This window comes from Photobacterium panuliri (assembly GCF_059920555.1).
The window spans coordinates 1,418,888-1,433,644 of the sequence record NZ_CP197192.1 but is presented as its reverse complement, the minus strand read 5'-3'; the positions used below and the strand labels follow the sequence as shown (position 1 = coordinate 1,433,644).

At 49.4% G+C, this 14,757-nt stretch carries 12 protein-coding genes; 6 read left to right on the top strand and 6 right to left on the bottom strand.

Annotated features, from left to right (window positions below):
- Positions 1-75: 75 nt before the first annotated feature.
- Both ACSF8X_RS06825 and ACSF8X_RS06820 read right to left on the bottom strand, forming a co-directional pair.
- The gene (locus ACSF8X_RS06825; protein WP_500850994.1) at positions 76-2,235 is read right to left on the bottom strand and encodes a polysaccharide biosynthesis tyrosine autokinase; all 2,160 of its coding nucleotides are present in this window, start codon (positions 2,233-2,235) and stop codon (positions 76-78) included.
- 39 nt (positions 2,236-2,274) lie between these two features.
- On the bottom strand, positions 2,275-3,414 hold the full coding sequence (locus tag ACSF8X_RS06820; protein ID WP_500850993.1) for a polysaccharide export protein: 1,140 nt from the start codon (positions 3,412-3,414) through the stop codon (positions 2,275-2,277).
- 1,520 nt (positions 3,415-4,934) lie between these two features.
- Here ACSF8X_RS06820 and ACSF8X_RS06815 point away from each other — a divergent pair.
- The 5 genes from ACSF8X_RS06815 to ACSF8X_RS06795 all read left to right on the top strand — a co-directional run bounded on the left by ACSF8X_RS06815 (position 4,935) and on the right by ACSF8X_RS06795 (position 9,583).
- Positions 4,935-5,189: a hypothetical protein gene (locus tag ACSF8X_RS06815; RefSeq protein WP_500850992.1), complete on the top strand. Its 255-nt coding sequence runs from the start codon at positions 4,935-4,937 to the stop codon at positions 5,187-5,189.
- Between the two features lie 159 nt (positions 5,190-5,348).
- Entirely contained in the window at positions 5,349-6,071 is a 723-nt protein-coding gene (locus ACSF8X_RS06810) for a YjbF family lipoprotein (protein ID WP_500850991.1), read from the top strand.
- Positions 6,072-6,080: 9 nt separating this feature from the next.
- Positions 6,081-6,959: a capsule biosynthesis GfcC family protein gene (locus tag ACSF8X_RS06805; protein ID WP_500850990.1), complete on the top strand. Its 879-nt coding sequence runs from the start codon at positions 6,081-6,083 to the stop codon at positions 6,957-6,959.
- The gene (locus ACSF8X_RS06800) at positions 6,959-9,133 is read left to right on the top strand and encodes a YjbH domain-containing protein (protein ID WP_500850989.1); all 2,175 of its coding nucleotides are present in this window, start codon (positions 6,959-6,961) and stop codon (positions 9,131-9,133) included. The genes ACSF8X_RS06805 and ACSF8X_RS06800 overlap by 1 nt, the downstream gene beginning before the upstream one ends.
- 237 nt (positions 9,134-9,370) lie before the next feature.
- Positions 9,371-9,583 carry a hypothetical protein gene (locus ACSF8X_RS06795; RefSeq protein ID WP_500850988.1) on the top strand — a complete coding sequence of 71 codons (213 nt, stop codon included), beginning with the start codon at positions 9,371-9,373 and terminating at the stop codon, positions 9,581-9,583.
- Positions 9,584-9,720: 137 nt separating this feature from the next.
- Here the strand turns inward: ACSF8X_RS06795 and ACSF8X_RS06790 are convergent, their stop codons facing one another.
- The 4 genes from ACSF8X_RS06790 to ACSF8X_RS06775 form a co-directional block, all read right to left on the bottom strand.
- Positions 9,721-9,987 (bottom strand): YfcL family protein, encoded by a 267-nt coding sequence (locus tag ACSF8X_RS06790; RefSeq protein WP_500850987.1) that lies wholly within the window; start codon positions 9,985-9,987, stop codon positions 9,721-9,723.
- 61 nt (positions 9,988-10,048) lie between these two features.
- Positions 10,049-10,597 carry an elongation factor P hydroxylase gene (locus tag ACSF8X_RS06785; protein WP_047878894.1) on the bottom strand — a complete coding sequence of 183 codons (549 nt, stop codon included), beginning with the start codon at positions 10,595-10,597 and terminating at the stop codon, positions 10,049-10,051.
- Between the two features lie 73 nt (positions 10,598-10,670).
- Positions 10,671-11,246 (bottom strand): sugar transferase, encoded by a 576-nt coding sequence (locus ACSF8X_RS06780; protein WP_500850986.1) that lies wholly within the window; start codon positions 11,244-11,246, stop codon positions 10,671-10,673.
- Complete coding sequence (locus tag ACSF8X_RS06775) at positions 11,246-12,190, bottom strand: NAD-dependent epimerase/dehydratase family protein (protein WP_500850985.1); 945 nt, start codon at positions 12,188-12,190, stop codon at positions 11,246-11,248. Before ACSF8X_RS06775 ends, ACSF8X_RS06780 begins: the two co-directional genes overlap by 1 nt.
- Positions 12,191-12,712: 522 nt before the next feature.
- Between ACSF8X_RS06775 and ACSF8X_RS06770 the strand changes: the two genes are divergently transcribed.
- A complete protein-coding gene (locus ACSF8X_RS06770; protein ID WP_500850984.1) occupies positions 12,713-14,623 on the top strand; it encodes a polysaccharide biosynthesis protein in 1,911 nt (636 codons plus the stop codon).
- Positions 14,624-14,757 lie beyond the last annotated feature (134 nt).

Sequence of the window (14,757 nt, the reverse complement as noted above, 5' to 3'; positions counted from 1 at the left end):
TATCTACAAGCATTTGTATAAATAGGCACTGCAAAGCAGCGCCTATTTTTAAAATTATAAATTCTTGAATTACTACTATTTTTCACTATAACTGTAATTATAATAACCATAGTGGCCACCGTAATAACTACTCGCCTTGCGTACCACGGCATTCAGAATAAAGCCTTTGACCTCTATGCCGTTTTGTTCAAAACGTTGTTTGGTCACTTCTATTTCTTTTACCGAGTTCTGGCTAAATCGGCCAACCAATAAGGTCGTACCCGCATGGGCGCCCACTATGGCAGGGTCTGTTACCGCCAATATTGGTGGAGTATCCACTATTACCATGTCGTAATTTTCAGATGCCCACTGCATTATTTGGCTAAATCGCGGGTGCATTAATAGCTCAGAGGGGTTCGGCGGCGCTTCGCCACGGCCAATAAACTCCAGCCCCTCTAGTCCAGGCTGCTTAACTAACTCTTGTAAGTTAGCTTGGCCACTTAAATAATCAGAAAGGCCAGGCTTAACGCTAACGCCCATTTGTTTTTCCATCTGCCCTTTGCGCATGTCAGCATCTATCACCAATACCTTTTGGCCTGATTTGGCAATTACGGCCGCCATATTGGCAGAAACAAACGACTTACCCACACCAGGGCTGGGGCCTGATATCATCAAGATATTGTTTTTGGCCTCCATCATTGCAAAATGCAAGCTGGTGCGCAGGCTACGCAACGCCTCTACCGACAAATCCGCAGGGTTAGAGACTGCCAGCAAACTCTCTTCGATAGTTAAATGCTTTTTGCGTTTGTGCTTACGCTCAAGATCGACTTGCCAGTCAGACATAGGAATGCTGGCATACACCGGCAGGCCAATGGCCTCAATATCATCAGGATTTTCAACCCCACGATGGAATGCCGCCCTAAGCAAGGCAATCGCCACCGCTAACATTCCACCCAATAACGTTGCCATCACAACCATCAGCGATTTCTTGGGTTTAACTGGATGGGTATACGTTTGGGCACTGTCAAGAATGCGCACATTACCGACCGTACTGGCCTTTACAATGTTGAGCTCTTGCACCTTGTTGAGCAGCTGCACGTAAATTTGCTGGTTAACTTCTACATCGCGAGTTAGGCGCAACACTTCACGTTGGGTTTTAGGCAGTTTTTGAATTTGCCGATCCAACCGAGAACGCTCAGAAAGCAAGGTTTGTCGCTTATCGAGCAAGGCAACGTATGCCGGGTGCTCTTTGGTGAAACGCTGGGATATTTCGCTCTCTTTAAAAGTTAGCTCATTAAGCTGAGCCTCTATGGTTACCATGACATCCAAGGTGGATTTGGCCTCAAGCCCCAAATCTATCGACTCGTTCTCTTGGCGAAACTCATTGAGCAAATCTTCCGACAATGTCAGCTGCTTTTTAATATCCGGCAGGTGCTTACGCAAAAACTGCAGGCTATTTTCAGCCTCGGCCGAATTTCTGGCTACGTTTTGCAAAAAGTAGTTTTGGCTAATGTCATTAAGAATCGCTTCGATCTCACGGCGATCCTCTCCTGTGAACGACAGCTGCAGTATCCCGGTTTGTTTGCCGCGCTCACTCACACCAAGATTTCGCTGCAAGTATTGAATGGCATCCAACCGCGAGCGCTTGGCAAGGGTAAAGCTATCACCGGTTTTGGCTTGCCAATCAGTTACCAGCAAGGCAAAACCGTTTTGTTCGGCCAGCTTGCCAACTTGGCCAGTTAATATCGTCTGCTCGTTCACATCGGTTAAGGTATAACTACCTTGCTCAGCATCAGTAACCGTTAAGGTAAACACCGGCTTGCTGGTGTTTTCCCCTACACTAAATTGAGAGACTTCAATCGCAATTTGCTGGCCTTGCAACCGCGCCAGCCCCTTGCCAATCACTGGCAGGTAATTAGGTGCGATCACCGTGGTCAAATTCAGCTCATCCACAGTTTTGCCCAGAATCATCCGTGATTTGATAATCTCAATTTCCGTGGTGGCAGAAGATTCTGTCGCAAACAACTCACTCATATCGCCCAAAGCGGGCATGCCCGAGCTTTTTTGCTCTACTTGCAGCAGGGCGTCAGCCTTGTATATCGGTGTTGCCAACATGGCATAAGCGATACCAAACAAGGCAAAGACAAACGTGATAAATACGATGCTCCAACGGGCATCAATCAAAATGCCAAACAGCTTTCCCAGATCTATCTCGTCGGAATCCTGCTTAACTTGGGTATTGTGAGTAACGCTCATAATTTTTTAACCTAGCGGGTTGCTCAAAATAAATTCAGATCAGTTAGGCCACTGGCGCACGCGCAGTGCCCCTTCGGTCAAACTATTAAAGCCGTTGATGGTCGGCAACAATTGAGTCATCACACGGTTCCAACGGGTGATCGGCGCGGCAGTCACATACACAATGTCGTACGGTTCAAGGTCAAACTCGGTGCCAATCACCAAGGCGGAGGCATCTTTAATATTCAGCTGGTAAATATCAGCCACGGTATTGTTGTCGGCGGTGCGATCAAGGTTGCTGCGAATCACAAATACCCCGGTGGCATCGGCCGATAGCTCGTTAATGCCGCCCACATTGCTCAAGGCCTCCGTCAGGCTCATGCCTGCACGGTCAATTTTGAGTAGTTTGGGATCGTTCACCTCACCCATGACAAACACTTTCTGATTGTCGTTACGTGGTACGTGCACGATATCACCAGGGCGAAGCAGGCGGTTTTGGGTTAAGTCACCGCGCTGCATCAGCGCATAGAGTGACACGGTTTCTTCCTGCCCCATGCGGGTCAGCGTAACATTGCGCCAGTCGGCCTCTGCCGCCAACCCACCCGCTTGGTTAATGGCATCAAGCAGGGTCATCGGCACATTGGTAATAGGCTGCTTGCCCGGTTGATTGACTTCACCGGTAATGTAGGCTTTTTGCGAACGGAACGAGGCAACGTTCACATCCACCTGCGGGCTTTCGATATAAGCAGCCAGACGGCGGGCAATAATACTGCGCACCTCGGTAACGGTTTTTCCGGCAACTTTTACCAAGCCAATATACGGGTAGAAAATTGTGCCATCGGAATGAACCCAGTTACCGGCTTCTTCCGAACTACGGAACGAACCGGCTGGAATAGTCAGTTCTGGGTGATCCCAAATCGTGATGTTCAAAATATCGCCGGTACCAATACGGTACTGATAACGATTGAGTTCGGCGTCCAGCGCAGTGTTGTTTTGGGCAAACGCCGACGGTGTTCTAAATTCATTCACCCGATCTGCGGTTAGCGGGTAGACATTAATCTGTGATAGCCAGTCTTGCTGCTCTTCATTACTCGCTACAACATTCTTATTACCGGTGTTCAGGTGTGAACCCGGAATGGTACAACCCGCAAGCATGGCGGTCGCCACGGCGGTGATCACAAACTTCTTAGTAAAATGCATAGAATTATTTTTAATTAGAGAGGATAGAGACAACGTTGATCGCTCGGTGGCACTGAACGAATCACGGCATAAGGGGGGCCGGCTATGATTTCTAGCGCTCATATATACCTACCGGATTACTCGTGTTTTTGACACGCCGCATGGGTATAGTACAGACGCAGAAAAAGACTCTATTGCTAGAGCCACTGGCACAATATTCAACCTTCATAGTTAATCTTCCTTGATATACCCAAGCATCTCAGCGAGCGTGTTGCTACTGAAGCGGATACCTTAAAATCAGCACTTTGAAATCAGAGCTTAAGGTCACTTAGGTATAAAACTACGCGATGTATATCGCAACATGTTGAGGGGGTATAGACGTAACGCTATAGCGCCACTGAAATAGTGATTAATATTATCCTTAACAAAAATATCAGAATTTCATTCGGAGTGATTATATTCTTTACGGGAACTAATATTCGCGACAAAAATCACAAATAAGTACTAATGACAAATAAGATAATAAAACACAAGTAGCTTCCGCAGTATGACTCGTACACACCTACGCTTAGGCATATCTACCGAGAAAATCAGCGCACTAATATACTTTTACGCAATTTTATTAACTGTCTTTTTAATTAACTAAATAGTCAATTAGTAATGCATCTGTTTGCGACACGGAAAAATTACACTCTTACTATTACAATACACAGCACTATTTGGCGTCGGCTATTTGAATACACTATTTCGCATGCTCATATAAACATATTATTCGCTATAACAAAGAATTATCTTCAGCAAAAATCATGTTTAATGCTTCGACATACGGCAATACAAAGATTCAATACTCGGTTTCAAAATCGTCAATGGCAAACACAACAAAACAGAGGGACTTTATACTTTACAATAGGTTGCGCCTGAACAACGATAAGCACAGCAAGATAAAAACTCATAAAATCAAAACTTTACAGATCGACCCAGCTGTACTTTAAAGAGAAACCCCACAAGGCATACGTTATTGTTTTCACCCATTTCAGACACGCTACCGCCCTTAGGTTGTGGTTCCCAATACACCGTAAATGGTTGGTTTGTTGTTAGCACGAGGCCGTTGTATGTATAGATAACGATGAGTGCAAATATGCTAACTCAGCAATCGTAAACTAAACAATAGATGTAACGCTATAAATATTTCAAACGATTCTACACACTTTTCATGATGATAGGAATATGAATCACCAAACCAGTTAAGCACAATACAACACGCGTCTAAAAAAATTCAAATTATCAATAACCAACCATTAAATACAACTCTATCTATAATGATAGCACTCAATAATACCCTTGCAAAAAATTCGCAACAAATAACTACTCAATGTATTTTTTTGCGATGCACATCTATTATTTTTATCACTTACCCAACACCATTCACTATATTTCCATGACATCAAAGAACAGCGATTGCAGATCTCTGTTATTCCTCATATTATTTTATAGGCTGGTATTTGCTGGCCTATTTTGTTTATGACAAACAAGGAAAGACAATGAAAAAATCAACAATTGCGCTTATCGCAACCCTGGCTTTCTCAGGCTCTGCGTTGGCAGCCGTTGAAACAACAGCAGCAAGTACTGCTGCGGGCGGCGCGGCAGGTACATCTGCTGCTACCGCGGCCGCTGCAGGCGGTATTACCGCAACCACCGTTGCTGTAGGGGCTGCTGTAGCCGTAGCTACCGTGGCTGTTGCCGATTCTGCCGGCAACGACAACAGCAATACCACCACGGTTTCTTCTCAGGGCTAACTCTCTAACTGAAACCCAGGCAGCAAAATTTGCTGTGTTTCTAATAACCGCACAGCTGTGCGGTTATTTTTGTTTCCAACATGATATAGCTATTAACAATAGCTACTGAGTTTTCGCACACTACCGTTACCGCACGAGCTAAGGGAGCATACAGCAAGGATGTGCATTCAACTTTCAGCAAAAATCCGCTGGGCCGCCCTCATGGCGGCATTACTTTTGGTTGGCGGCTGCAGCCAAAAATTCAACGATGTCAACGATACGGTAAAGCTGGCTTTTTTCGGCGATCCCGACGCTGTTATCGATACCACCAGCATCAATAATATGCCCTACGCCAGCCTCTATGCCCGTGTCGATGACGGCCCGCAAGCCTTTATGGTACTGGCACTGGCGGAACCCACCAGCCAGATTCAGCCCGATACCCCATCACCTCTGCAACTGAAATGGCTATCGGCAGACAAGGGGATGCTGGTTACCCAAGCAGGCAGGCTGGTTAAATCGTTGAACCTGCCGCAGGGTAATTTACTGTCGCTCACTGGCTACCCGAACAATAACGCGCAGCCTGATCCGCTCTCGCTCGGGTTACACCTCGCCTCGACCCCCCTCATCTGGCAATCACAACGAGATTGGCAACCCGGATACCACTTTGGCTACCGAGCCCAATCGACCTTTATTCCGCAAGGCAAGCAGGAGATCACCGTTAACGAGGTTGCACGTAACAGCTTGTATTTCATTGAAGAGGTTCATTTCAAGGCTCTTGATACCCGTTACCGCAACGAGTTCTGGATCGATCCTGACACCGGCCGGGTACTAAAATCTCGGCAGAAACCAGCCCCTGGCCTGCCTCATATTGAACTTACTGTTTTAAAACCCTTTTCTGCATAACTGGGAGTTATGATGATATCTGTTTCCGGTCATTATTTTCGCGTAGGCCGCTGGCGCATACCTACATTATTAACCGTGGCGCTGAGCCTGCTCACTTTAGCCACCAGCGCCATGGCCTCTTCAGACTCTGCGTCTCAAACAGGGAGTCCATCAACCCTGACGGTCAATCTTTATCGCTCCCTTGTTCTGCAATCAGGTCAAGATGCTGTACCGCATATTTCGCTGCAATATTCGCAGCCAGTTCGGCTCAGCCAAATACTCGACGATAGCCTTACTAACTTTGGCAAGCTACCCGTTGCCACCTCAGATAACGGGATCTACTGGACCGGTGCAGCGCTGTTCAGCTTGCTTCGCCATCCTGGGCAGGCTGAACTAGCTCGGCAATTTGCCCTGTTATCCGTTCAAAGGGCAAAATCGGCCGATGCCTCGCTGCTTGCCAGCATGGCCTTATGGCTTGAAGAACAACCGATTGGCAAGCGCCTATTCCTCCCTCTCGATATAGATGCTGTACGTATTGTTTCCGACAACAACCCTTTACTTCGTAGTAATGATTTCAATGCACCACTCAGCCTTGTTCTGCCCGCTAGGCCCGACCATGTATGGGTCATCGGTGCTGTAGATACCGTAGGCAAGCAGCCGTGGCAAGAACGTAAGAATGCCCGGGACTATTTGCAACTGGCTGGGATCAGCCCTGCGGGCAACAACAGTATCGCGACGGTGATCCAACCTGACGGCAAGGTGGAACAACACCCTATTGCCTATTGGAACACTAACCACCGCGATATCGCCCCTGGTGCTGCTATCTACCTTGAGTTTGATGATTTACCCGCAGGTTTTACCCACCTCAATGACGAGGTGGTTGATTTACTAAGGAACAGGGCTCTGTAATGACACCGACAATCAAAACTTCGCTCTCTGCGTTAACACTGGCAATGCTGCCCTTTTTCCCAGCCCAAGCCGATGAGTTCAGCTACCCGGTGTTTGTTCCATCACAATCGGATTTTGGTGGCGTTGGGTTAATCCAGATGCCTTCCGGCCGAATGGCACGCGAGGGGGAGTTGACCCTTGGCGCAACCTACAACGACGAATACCTTCACTACACCGCATCGCTACAGCTGTTCCCTTGGCTTGAAACCACAATACGCTACACCCAGGTGAACGATCTGCTTTATAGCGACAACCCGGATTTCAGCGACGACACCAAGTACACCGACAAGGGTATTGATTTCAAGATCAGGCTACTCGAGGAAAGCTACTGGCTACCAGAAACCGCCTTTGGCGTGAGGGATTTCGGGGGAACGGGCTTGTTTGACGGCGAGTATATTGTCGCCAACAAGCATATCGGGCCGTTGGATTTCACCCTCGGGATCGGCTGGGGCTATATCGGCAACAGCGGCAACCTAAGCGGAAGCAAATCACAGTCGATCGACTGCGGCCGTGACACCGACTACCGGGGCAAAGGCGGCAGCATCGATTTCGACCGCTGGTTCACCGGTTGCAGCGCCTTGTTTGGTGGGGTGGAATACCAAACCCCGTGGGCCCCACTCCGACTCAAGGCGGAATACGACGGCAACGATTACAAGAGCGACTTCCCCGTTACCCGAGGCGGGATCGATATGTCGCAAGACAGCAAAATCAACTACGGTGTTCTTTACCGACTGGGACGCTGGGGGGATGCCCGCCTGAGTTACGAGCGCGGCAATACGTGGACATTCGGCCTCAACCTGCGCACCAACTTCAACGAGCTGGCACCGATGTGGCATGATGAACCCGCTCCGAACTACCACCCAGGAGCTGCCCGATCTGCACAGGCCCTAAGCGATGCCGAATGGGAGCAACTGGCGCAAGACCTGCACCAAATTGCAGGCTACGACGATCCCCGCCTGTATGCCGACAAAGACACGATCACCATTGTTGCACCGCAAACCAAATACCGTGACCGCGATCAGGCAGTTCGCCGTGCCAGCACCCTGATTGCCAATACCGGGGCGGACGCGAAGGCATACCGCATTATCGAAACCTCTCATCGACAACCGGTGACTGAAACCGAGGTCGACAGCACGGCATTTGCCAAAGTCGCCAACAACGAATACGTGGGTGCGGAGGTCAGCGATGCCACCAGCAGGAACAACCCTAAACCGGCCGGCGGCTTGCTCTATGCTCGCTCGTACAAGAACTGGGATTTCAGCCTGTCACCGACTTTGCAGCAATCTATCGGTGGGTCGGAAGATTTCTACCTGTTCAATATCGGGGTCAATGCCGGGGCCAATTACTGGCTTGGCGATCACCTAGAGCTAAGCGGCGGGGTGTATTTCAATATCTATGACAACTACGACAAGTTCCTGTACGACGTACCACCAGATGGTACGGATCTCAAACGGGTGCGCACCTTGGTTCGCCAATACATCAACGACAACCCGGTACGGATCAACAATCTGCAGTTAACATGGCTCGACAGCTTCGCCGACAACTGGTACGCCCAGGCCTATGGCGGCTATCTCGAAATGATGTTTGGTGGCGTGGGGGGCGAGTTGCTCTACCGCCCTCTTGGCAGCAACTGGGCTGTGGGGGTTGATCTGAACTATGTGGTGCAGCGCGATCCCGATTCTCAGCTTGGCTTCTTCAGCGAAGAGGTCCAGTACGATCCGCTTACCAACCGCAACTACCGGGTACAGACAGGCGCGCCGACAGGCCATGTGACAGCTTACTACGAGCCACAGTGGCAATGGCTGCCCAATACCTTGTTCAAGATCAGCGTCGGCCAGTACCTAACCGAAGACAAAGGGATCACGGTAGACTTTTCCAAGCAGTTCGACAGCGGGGTGATTGCCGGGGCCTTTGCCGCAATTACCGATTTGTCGGCCGATGAATTCGGCGAGGGCAGCTTCAACAAAGGATTCTATATCTCGATCCCGTTCGATATTCTGACGGTCAAACCAAGCAACAACCGGGCGACGATCTCTTGGCTGCCGCTCACCCGAGATGGCGGGCAAATGCTAAACCGCAAGTACTCGCTGTTCAGCCTCACCGATCCGCGCTCGCCGTGGTATGCGAAACCCTAGCCTATCAGCCCGCCCCAAAAGGGCGGGTCTTTTTTACTTTCTCCCGCCGCTATTTCTAACACGCTTCCAGCCCGCTATTATTTAGCCGATTTCTTATTTTTAATACAAATATTAACCAATCCGGTTTTATCTCTACGCTAAATAGCCTAAAATATTTGTTAATAATAATGTTATTTATTTGACAATAAATAAACACTCATCGTCAATATTTTGACCTGCGCTAACAAGAGGTACCATATGTTTAGGGCCTATGCACGTTTCTCTGCCAACCACCCCATTCTTCACGGTGCTAACCTGTTACTCGTGGCAACAGTATTTGGAACAAGCTGTTACCAGCTTTTGGCTGAAGAGAATATCGCTTACTCGGCTGGATTGGTCGGGGTTGTACTACCAATGGTACTGTTCGCCAAGTCAGCGGATTACCGACGCAAATATATGAATGAGAATTAGCATTCATTGCCACTCTTCATTTATATACAATTATTCGTTGATATTTTTCTATGCTATTTATCGGCAATTAAAAATAAAAAAAGGGCACCGTTTCCGGAGCCCTTTTTTATACCTAAGCGGCTTCAAATTATTATTAATTAATTTGCAGACTGCACCAAATGGTGCCAAAGGTTCTTCACAATTTGTTGGTCTGCCGGATTCAGCTCCGACTGCGCTTCAGACAAGCTGCTTTCCACTCGTTCATTCATCGCCGTTACCGTATTTTCGCCATCACGCTCGCAGTTGGCGGCCGACAACGAGATATGCCCGCGCAGGTAGCCACCCGCAAACAGTTCGTCATCAGATGCGGTTTCAACCATCTGGTCAATCAAGGTAAGTAGTGTTTCTTCGTATTGATGGATCATGGTTTTCTCAGCTTATTCAGTTCAATTTGCTATCAAATAGGATGCTATAGGTGCCCGGCATCTAGATGGCATCAATGGGTGCCATAGCGGGAAAATCAGCAGGTTGCAGCGGTGCAATACCATAATGCTCGCGCAACACATCAGACAGGATCTTCGCCCTTTGCGGCATTCCCTCGGCTAAATAACGTAATACCTGCTCTCGTACCTTGTTGGTAAAACCGACGCGGTCAGGTTGGCAGCTGCCGCTCAGATTATCACAGCTCACCTGAAAGCGAAAACCACAGCTTGCCGCCAGTATCCACTCTACGGCCTGTGGTTTTACCTCGACTTTTTCGAACTCGGCCTGTACCTGTTCGCTACGACCATCGGGCTCGTACCAATAGCCATAGTCCTCAAGCAAACGGCGCTCGGCTCCGGCAATACACCAGTGGGCTATTTCATGCAGCGCCGAGGCAAAATAGCCACGGGCAAAAACAACACGGTGATGGGGATGTTCGGCATCAGCAGGGAGATAAATCGGCTCGTCGCCGCCAAGTACCAGCTCAGTATTGAAGCTGGCAAGGAAACAGCCATTAAATATGGCCATCAAATCATGGTTACTATGTTCAATTAAGCTAGGTTGCATTGAGCTACTTTCTTTAGGCTGGTTTTTGCTACGCCGACTCACGCATGGGGAGCTGGCTTTATTTATTATTGTGGTGTTTGATTCGGTCACCGGCACCACGACCAATGGCGGTTTGCAAGATATAGCCGAAATAGGCCTTGAGGTTGAAGGTCGTGATCATTTCTTTGTCTAGCTCTGCCAGCTGGCGCGGCTGAGACATGTCGACGCCGTTGATCTGTGCCAGCCCGGTGATCCCCGGCAGCACTTGGTTGACACCGCGCTGCTCGCGTTCGTCGATCAGCTCCTGCTGGTTAAACAAACACGGGCGTGGCCCAACAAGGCTCATTTCGCCCTTTAGCACGTTAACCAGCTGCGGCAACTCGTCAATCTTGGTTTTACGCAAAAACTGACCGAGCGGGGTCACAGCGTTGGCATCAACCATGTGGGTTGCCACCGAGGCGGTGGACGGATGCATGGTGCGGAACTTATAGAGGTTGAACGGACGCTGCAATCTACCGACACGCTCTTGAACAAAAACCGGAGCGCCGGTTTCCCTGTATCCCAATATCCAAACAATGACCATTACCGGCGACAGGACAATCAAACCACACAACGCCATTGTCCAATCCAACATACGCACTAGGCCACTATTCATTACGACTTCTCACTAATTTCAGACATCATTTGCTCTAGCCCCTGCTGCATTGTAAATGGCGGGGTCCAATTGAGCGCTTCTTTTACCTGTCTGATATCCAATTGTAAAGAGCCGCATAGGCGTTCGCCGATCTGGGGCCGGCCCAACAGGCGAGTTGCCCCAAGCAACCACGACGGCGGCACGGGTATAAGGCGGGAGGGTTTGCCCATTGCAACAGCGAGTTGCTTGAGCAGGTCGGTGGTTGATACATCGTCGTCATCAGAAACAAGGAAGGTACGGTTGGCGGCCGCATGGTGGGTAAGGCTCAAGCAGATGACATCTATCAAGTTATCGATAAAGATAAAACTGCGGCTATTATCTACCGCCCCCAACGGCAGCGGGAGCCCCTTGCCGACCCAGTTCATCAAGGCGGCGAAATTGGCTTTGACACCCGGCCCATAGACCAGTGGCGGCCGGATCACCACAACCTCCATGCCCGTTTGCTCGGCCAGCTTGCGCAGACCTATTTCAGCCGCCTGCTTACTGATAGCGTAGGGATCATCAGGGGTTTCATTGGCAATATCTTCGCGCAACGGGCTGCCAGGCTGGGAATCTATCCCGCTGACTTTAGCCGTGCTGAGAAAGACAAACCGCTTTACGCCAGCATTGGCCGCCGCCTGCGCCAACGAAAGCGTGGCATCGGTATTGACCTTGGCGAAAGCAGCCGCAGGATCGCTAGCTGTATCTTGCATCTGGTGAACGCGCGCGGCACAGTGGACGATCCAATCTTGCCCTTCAACGATCTGGCTATAGTCATTTTCGCCGGAAAAATCACATAATAGTTGATTATTGGAGGGACGTGATCGGACGGTCCCCGTAACATGGTGGCCTTGTGCCTGCAGGGCCACTGCCAGACGGCGGCCGACAAACCCATTACTTCCAGTAATTAAAACTCTATGTCCCAAACTGATTTCCCGAAATAGCGTATCAATAACCATAGTTCATTATATCCAGCGACTGGATATATATTTTCCAGCTACTATAACATGCTGAACAACAGGCTGATACCTACGAAAAAATGTTAGTAACTTCTTGATATTCTCGCAAACATATTAGATTTTGTTCAAAGAAACCCTGTTAATAGGATGCTATACTATTACAGTGGTATTCAAGAAGACAGGCCGGTGCCTGCTGTAATTTGAACGAAATTTCACCAAAAATGCCAAATTTATTCGCGCATTGGGCTACGTTCCTTTAGAATCATAGCAATTACTTTTGAGAATTATCCACAATAACGATAACTCGGTACATTTTAATGCTTTGAATGCATTTTATTGCTAAGAATTATATTAACGCTCGACTTTCTCAGCTGATTTTTGTTAATGAAGCCATAAACTGGCGGCGTTACCACATCAAATTCTGGCAGTAAATATATGAAAACATTGGTGTTAATAGCTACTCCACTCGTAAAGTTCGGCCATTTATTTATGTTCACACCATTAAAACTTCTTCTTCAAGCAGAGCGCAAACAGAAAAGAATCATCACCATTGCCTACGATGTAGCAGCGCTGACACTGGCTTTATACCTTGCGGTAGTGATCCGCCTCGACACTTGGACATTCGATCTTAACCTTCCTGAGGTTTTCAGTGCGATCGTCACCATTGCCATTTCGATCTTCGCCTTCATGCGGTTCGGGCTCTACCGGGCAGTACTGCGCTATATGATGATCCCGGCTCTGGGGCATATCTTCGCGGCGATCATGATCTCGGCCTTCGTGCTTTCACTGTGCGGGTTCTTCTTCCAGTCGTTCGTGCCGCGAAGCGTACCGTTTATCTATGCCGGGATTGCCTTTTTGATCCTCGGCGGGCCTCGGATTCTAATTCGTACCGTCTACTACCATTATCATCGCCGCAAGAAACCCAATGTGTTTATCTACGGGGCGGGATCGACCGGCCGCCAACTGGCCTACTCGCTGATCAACGGCAATGAATACCACCCGGTGGTAATTCTCGACGACGACCCAAGCAAAGTCGGCCAAATCATTTCTGGATTACGGGTACACCACAGTTCTGACTATGCCAAACTACAGTCGCTCTACGAACCCGTGAAACTACTGCTGGCAATTAACAATATCTCCAAAGAAAAGCGCCACCAGCTGATCGAGAAATGTGCCGCCTACCCGATTGCAATCCAATCGGTGCCTTCTATCGAGGATATTGCTGCCGGTCAGGCGCGTCTCGATGAAATCAAGGATCTGAGTATTGGGGATTTGCTTGGCCGTACCCCGGTAGAGCCGATCGAAGAGTTGCTTACCCGCCATATTACTAACAAGTCTGTGATGGTGACCGGTGCCGGCGGTTCAATTGGTTCGGAACTATGTCGCCAGATCATCAAACAACAGCCTTCAACCTTGGTGCTGTTCGAGCTCAACGAATACAACCTGTATACGATCGAGCGCGAGATCCAAGCGATCAAGACCTCGATGAAGCTCGACACCAAGATTGTCGCCGCATTGGGCAGCGTACAGCGCCAGAACCGAGTGCAATACCTCATGACCCACCATGAGGTCGAAACGGTATACCACGCGGCAGCCTACAAACATGTTCCGCTGGTTGAAGACAATATTGTCGAGGGGATCCGCAACAATGTGTTCGGCACCTTCTCGGCCGCAGAAGCGGCGATTGCCGCCAAAGTGAAAAACTTCACCCTGATCTCAACCGACAAAGCGGTTCGCCCTACCAATGTCATGGGGGCCAGCAAGCGCATGGCCGAGCTTATCCTTCAGGCATTGGCCGAGCGCCAAGACGAGACGACCTTTACGATGGTTCGCTTTGGTAACGTGCTGGGCTCTTCCGGTTCAGTTGTGCCCTTGTTCAAAGAGCAGATTCGCCAAGGCGGCCCAATTACCGTGACCCACCCAGATATCATCCGCTACTTCATGCTGATCCCCGAGGCGGCGCAGCTGGTGATTCAGGCCGGGGCAATGGCCCATAACGGGCAGGTTTTCGTGCTGGATATGGGCCAGCCGGTCAAAATTCTCGATCTGGCCAAGCGGATGATCCGCCTGATGGGCAAGGAGCCGTTCGATCCGGAAGGTACGCCGCTCGACAATAGCATCGAAATTGAATTTTCGGGATTGCGCCCCGGCGAGAAGCTCTATGAGGAGTTGCTGATAGGCGATGACGTGACCGGAACCGCCCACCCTTCGATCATGACCGCCAAAGACGACAAACTCAGCTGGGCCGAGATGGAAATGCTGCTGGGAGAGCTGGACACCTTATGCCACAATTTCGACCTTGACGCGATTAAGTTGGTACTGCTGACGGCCCCTACCGGGTATGCACCCACCCAGCCCCCTGCAATTACCACGGTTCAGCCCTGCCAGACGCTGCATTAAAACGGTAAATTCAGCAGTATAAACACACAATAACATCTTACCGATAACCGTGCCTTCGTATATGATTCTGGTTACCCGCCAGAATCATTGCGCGGGCAGACAAGCTAGCACATCGCAAATACTTGCACGGTCAG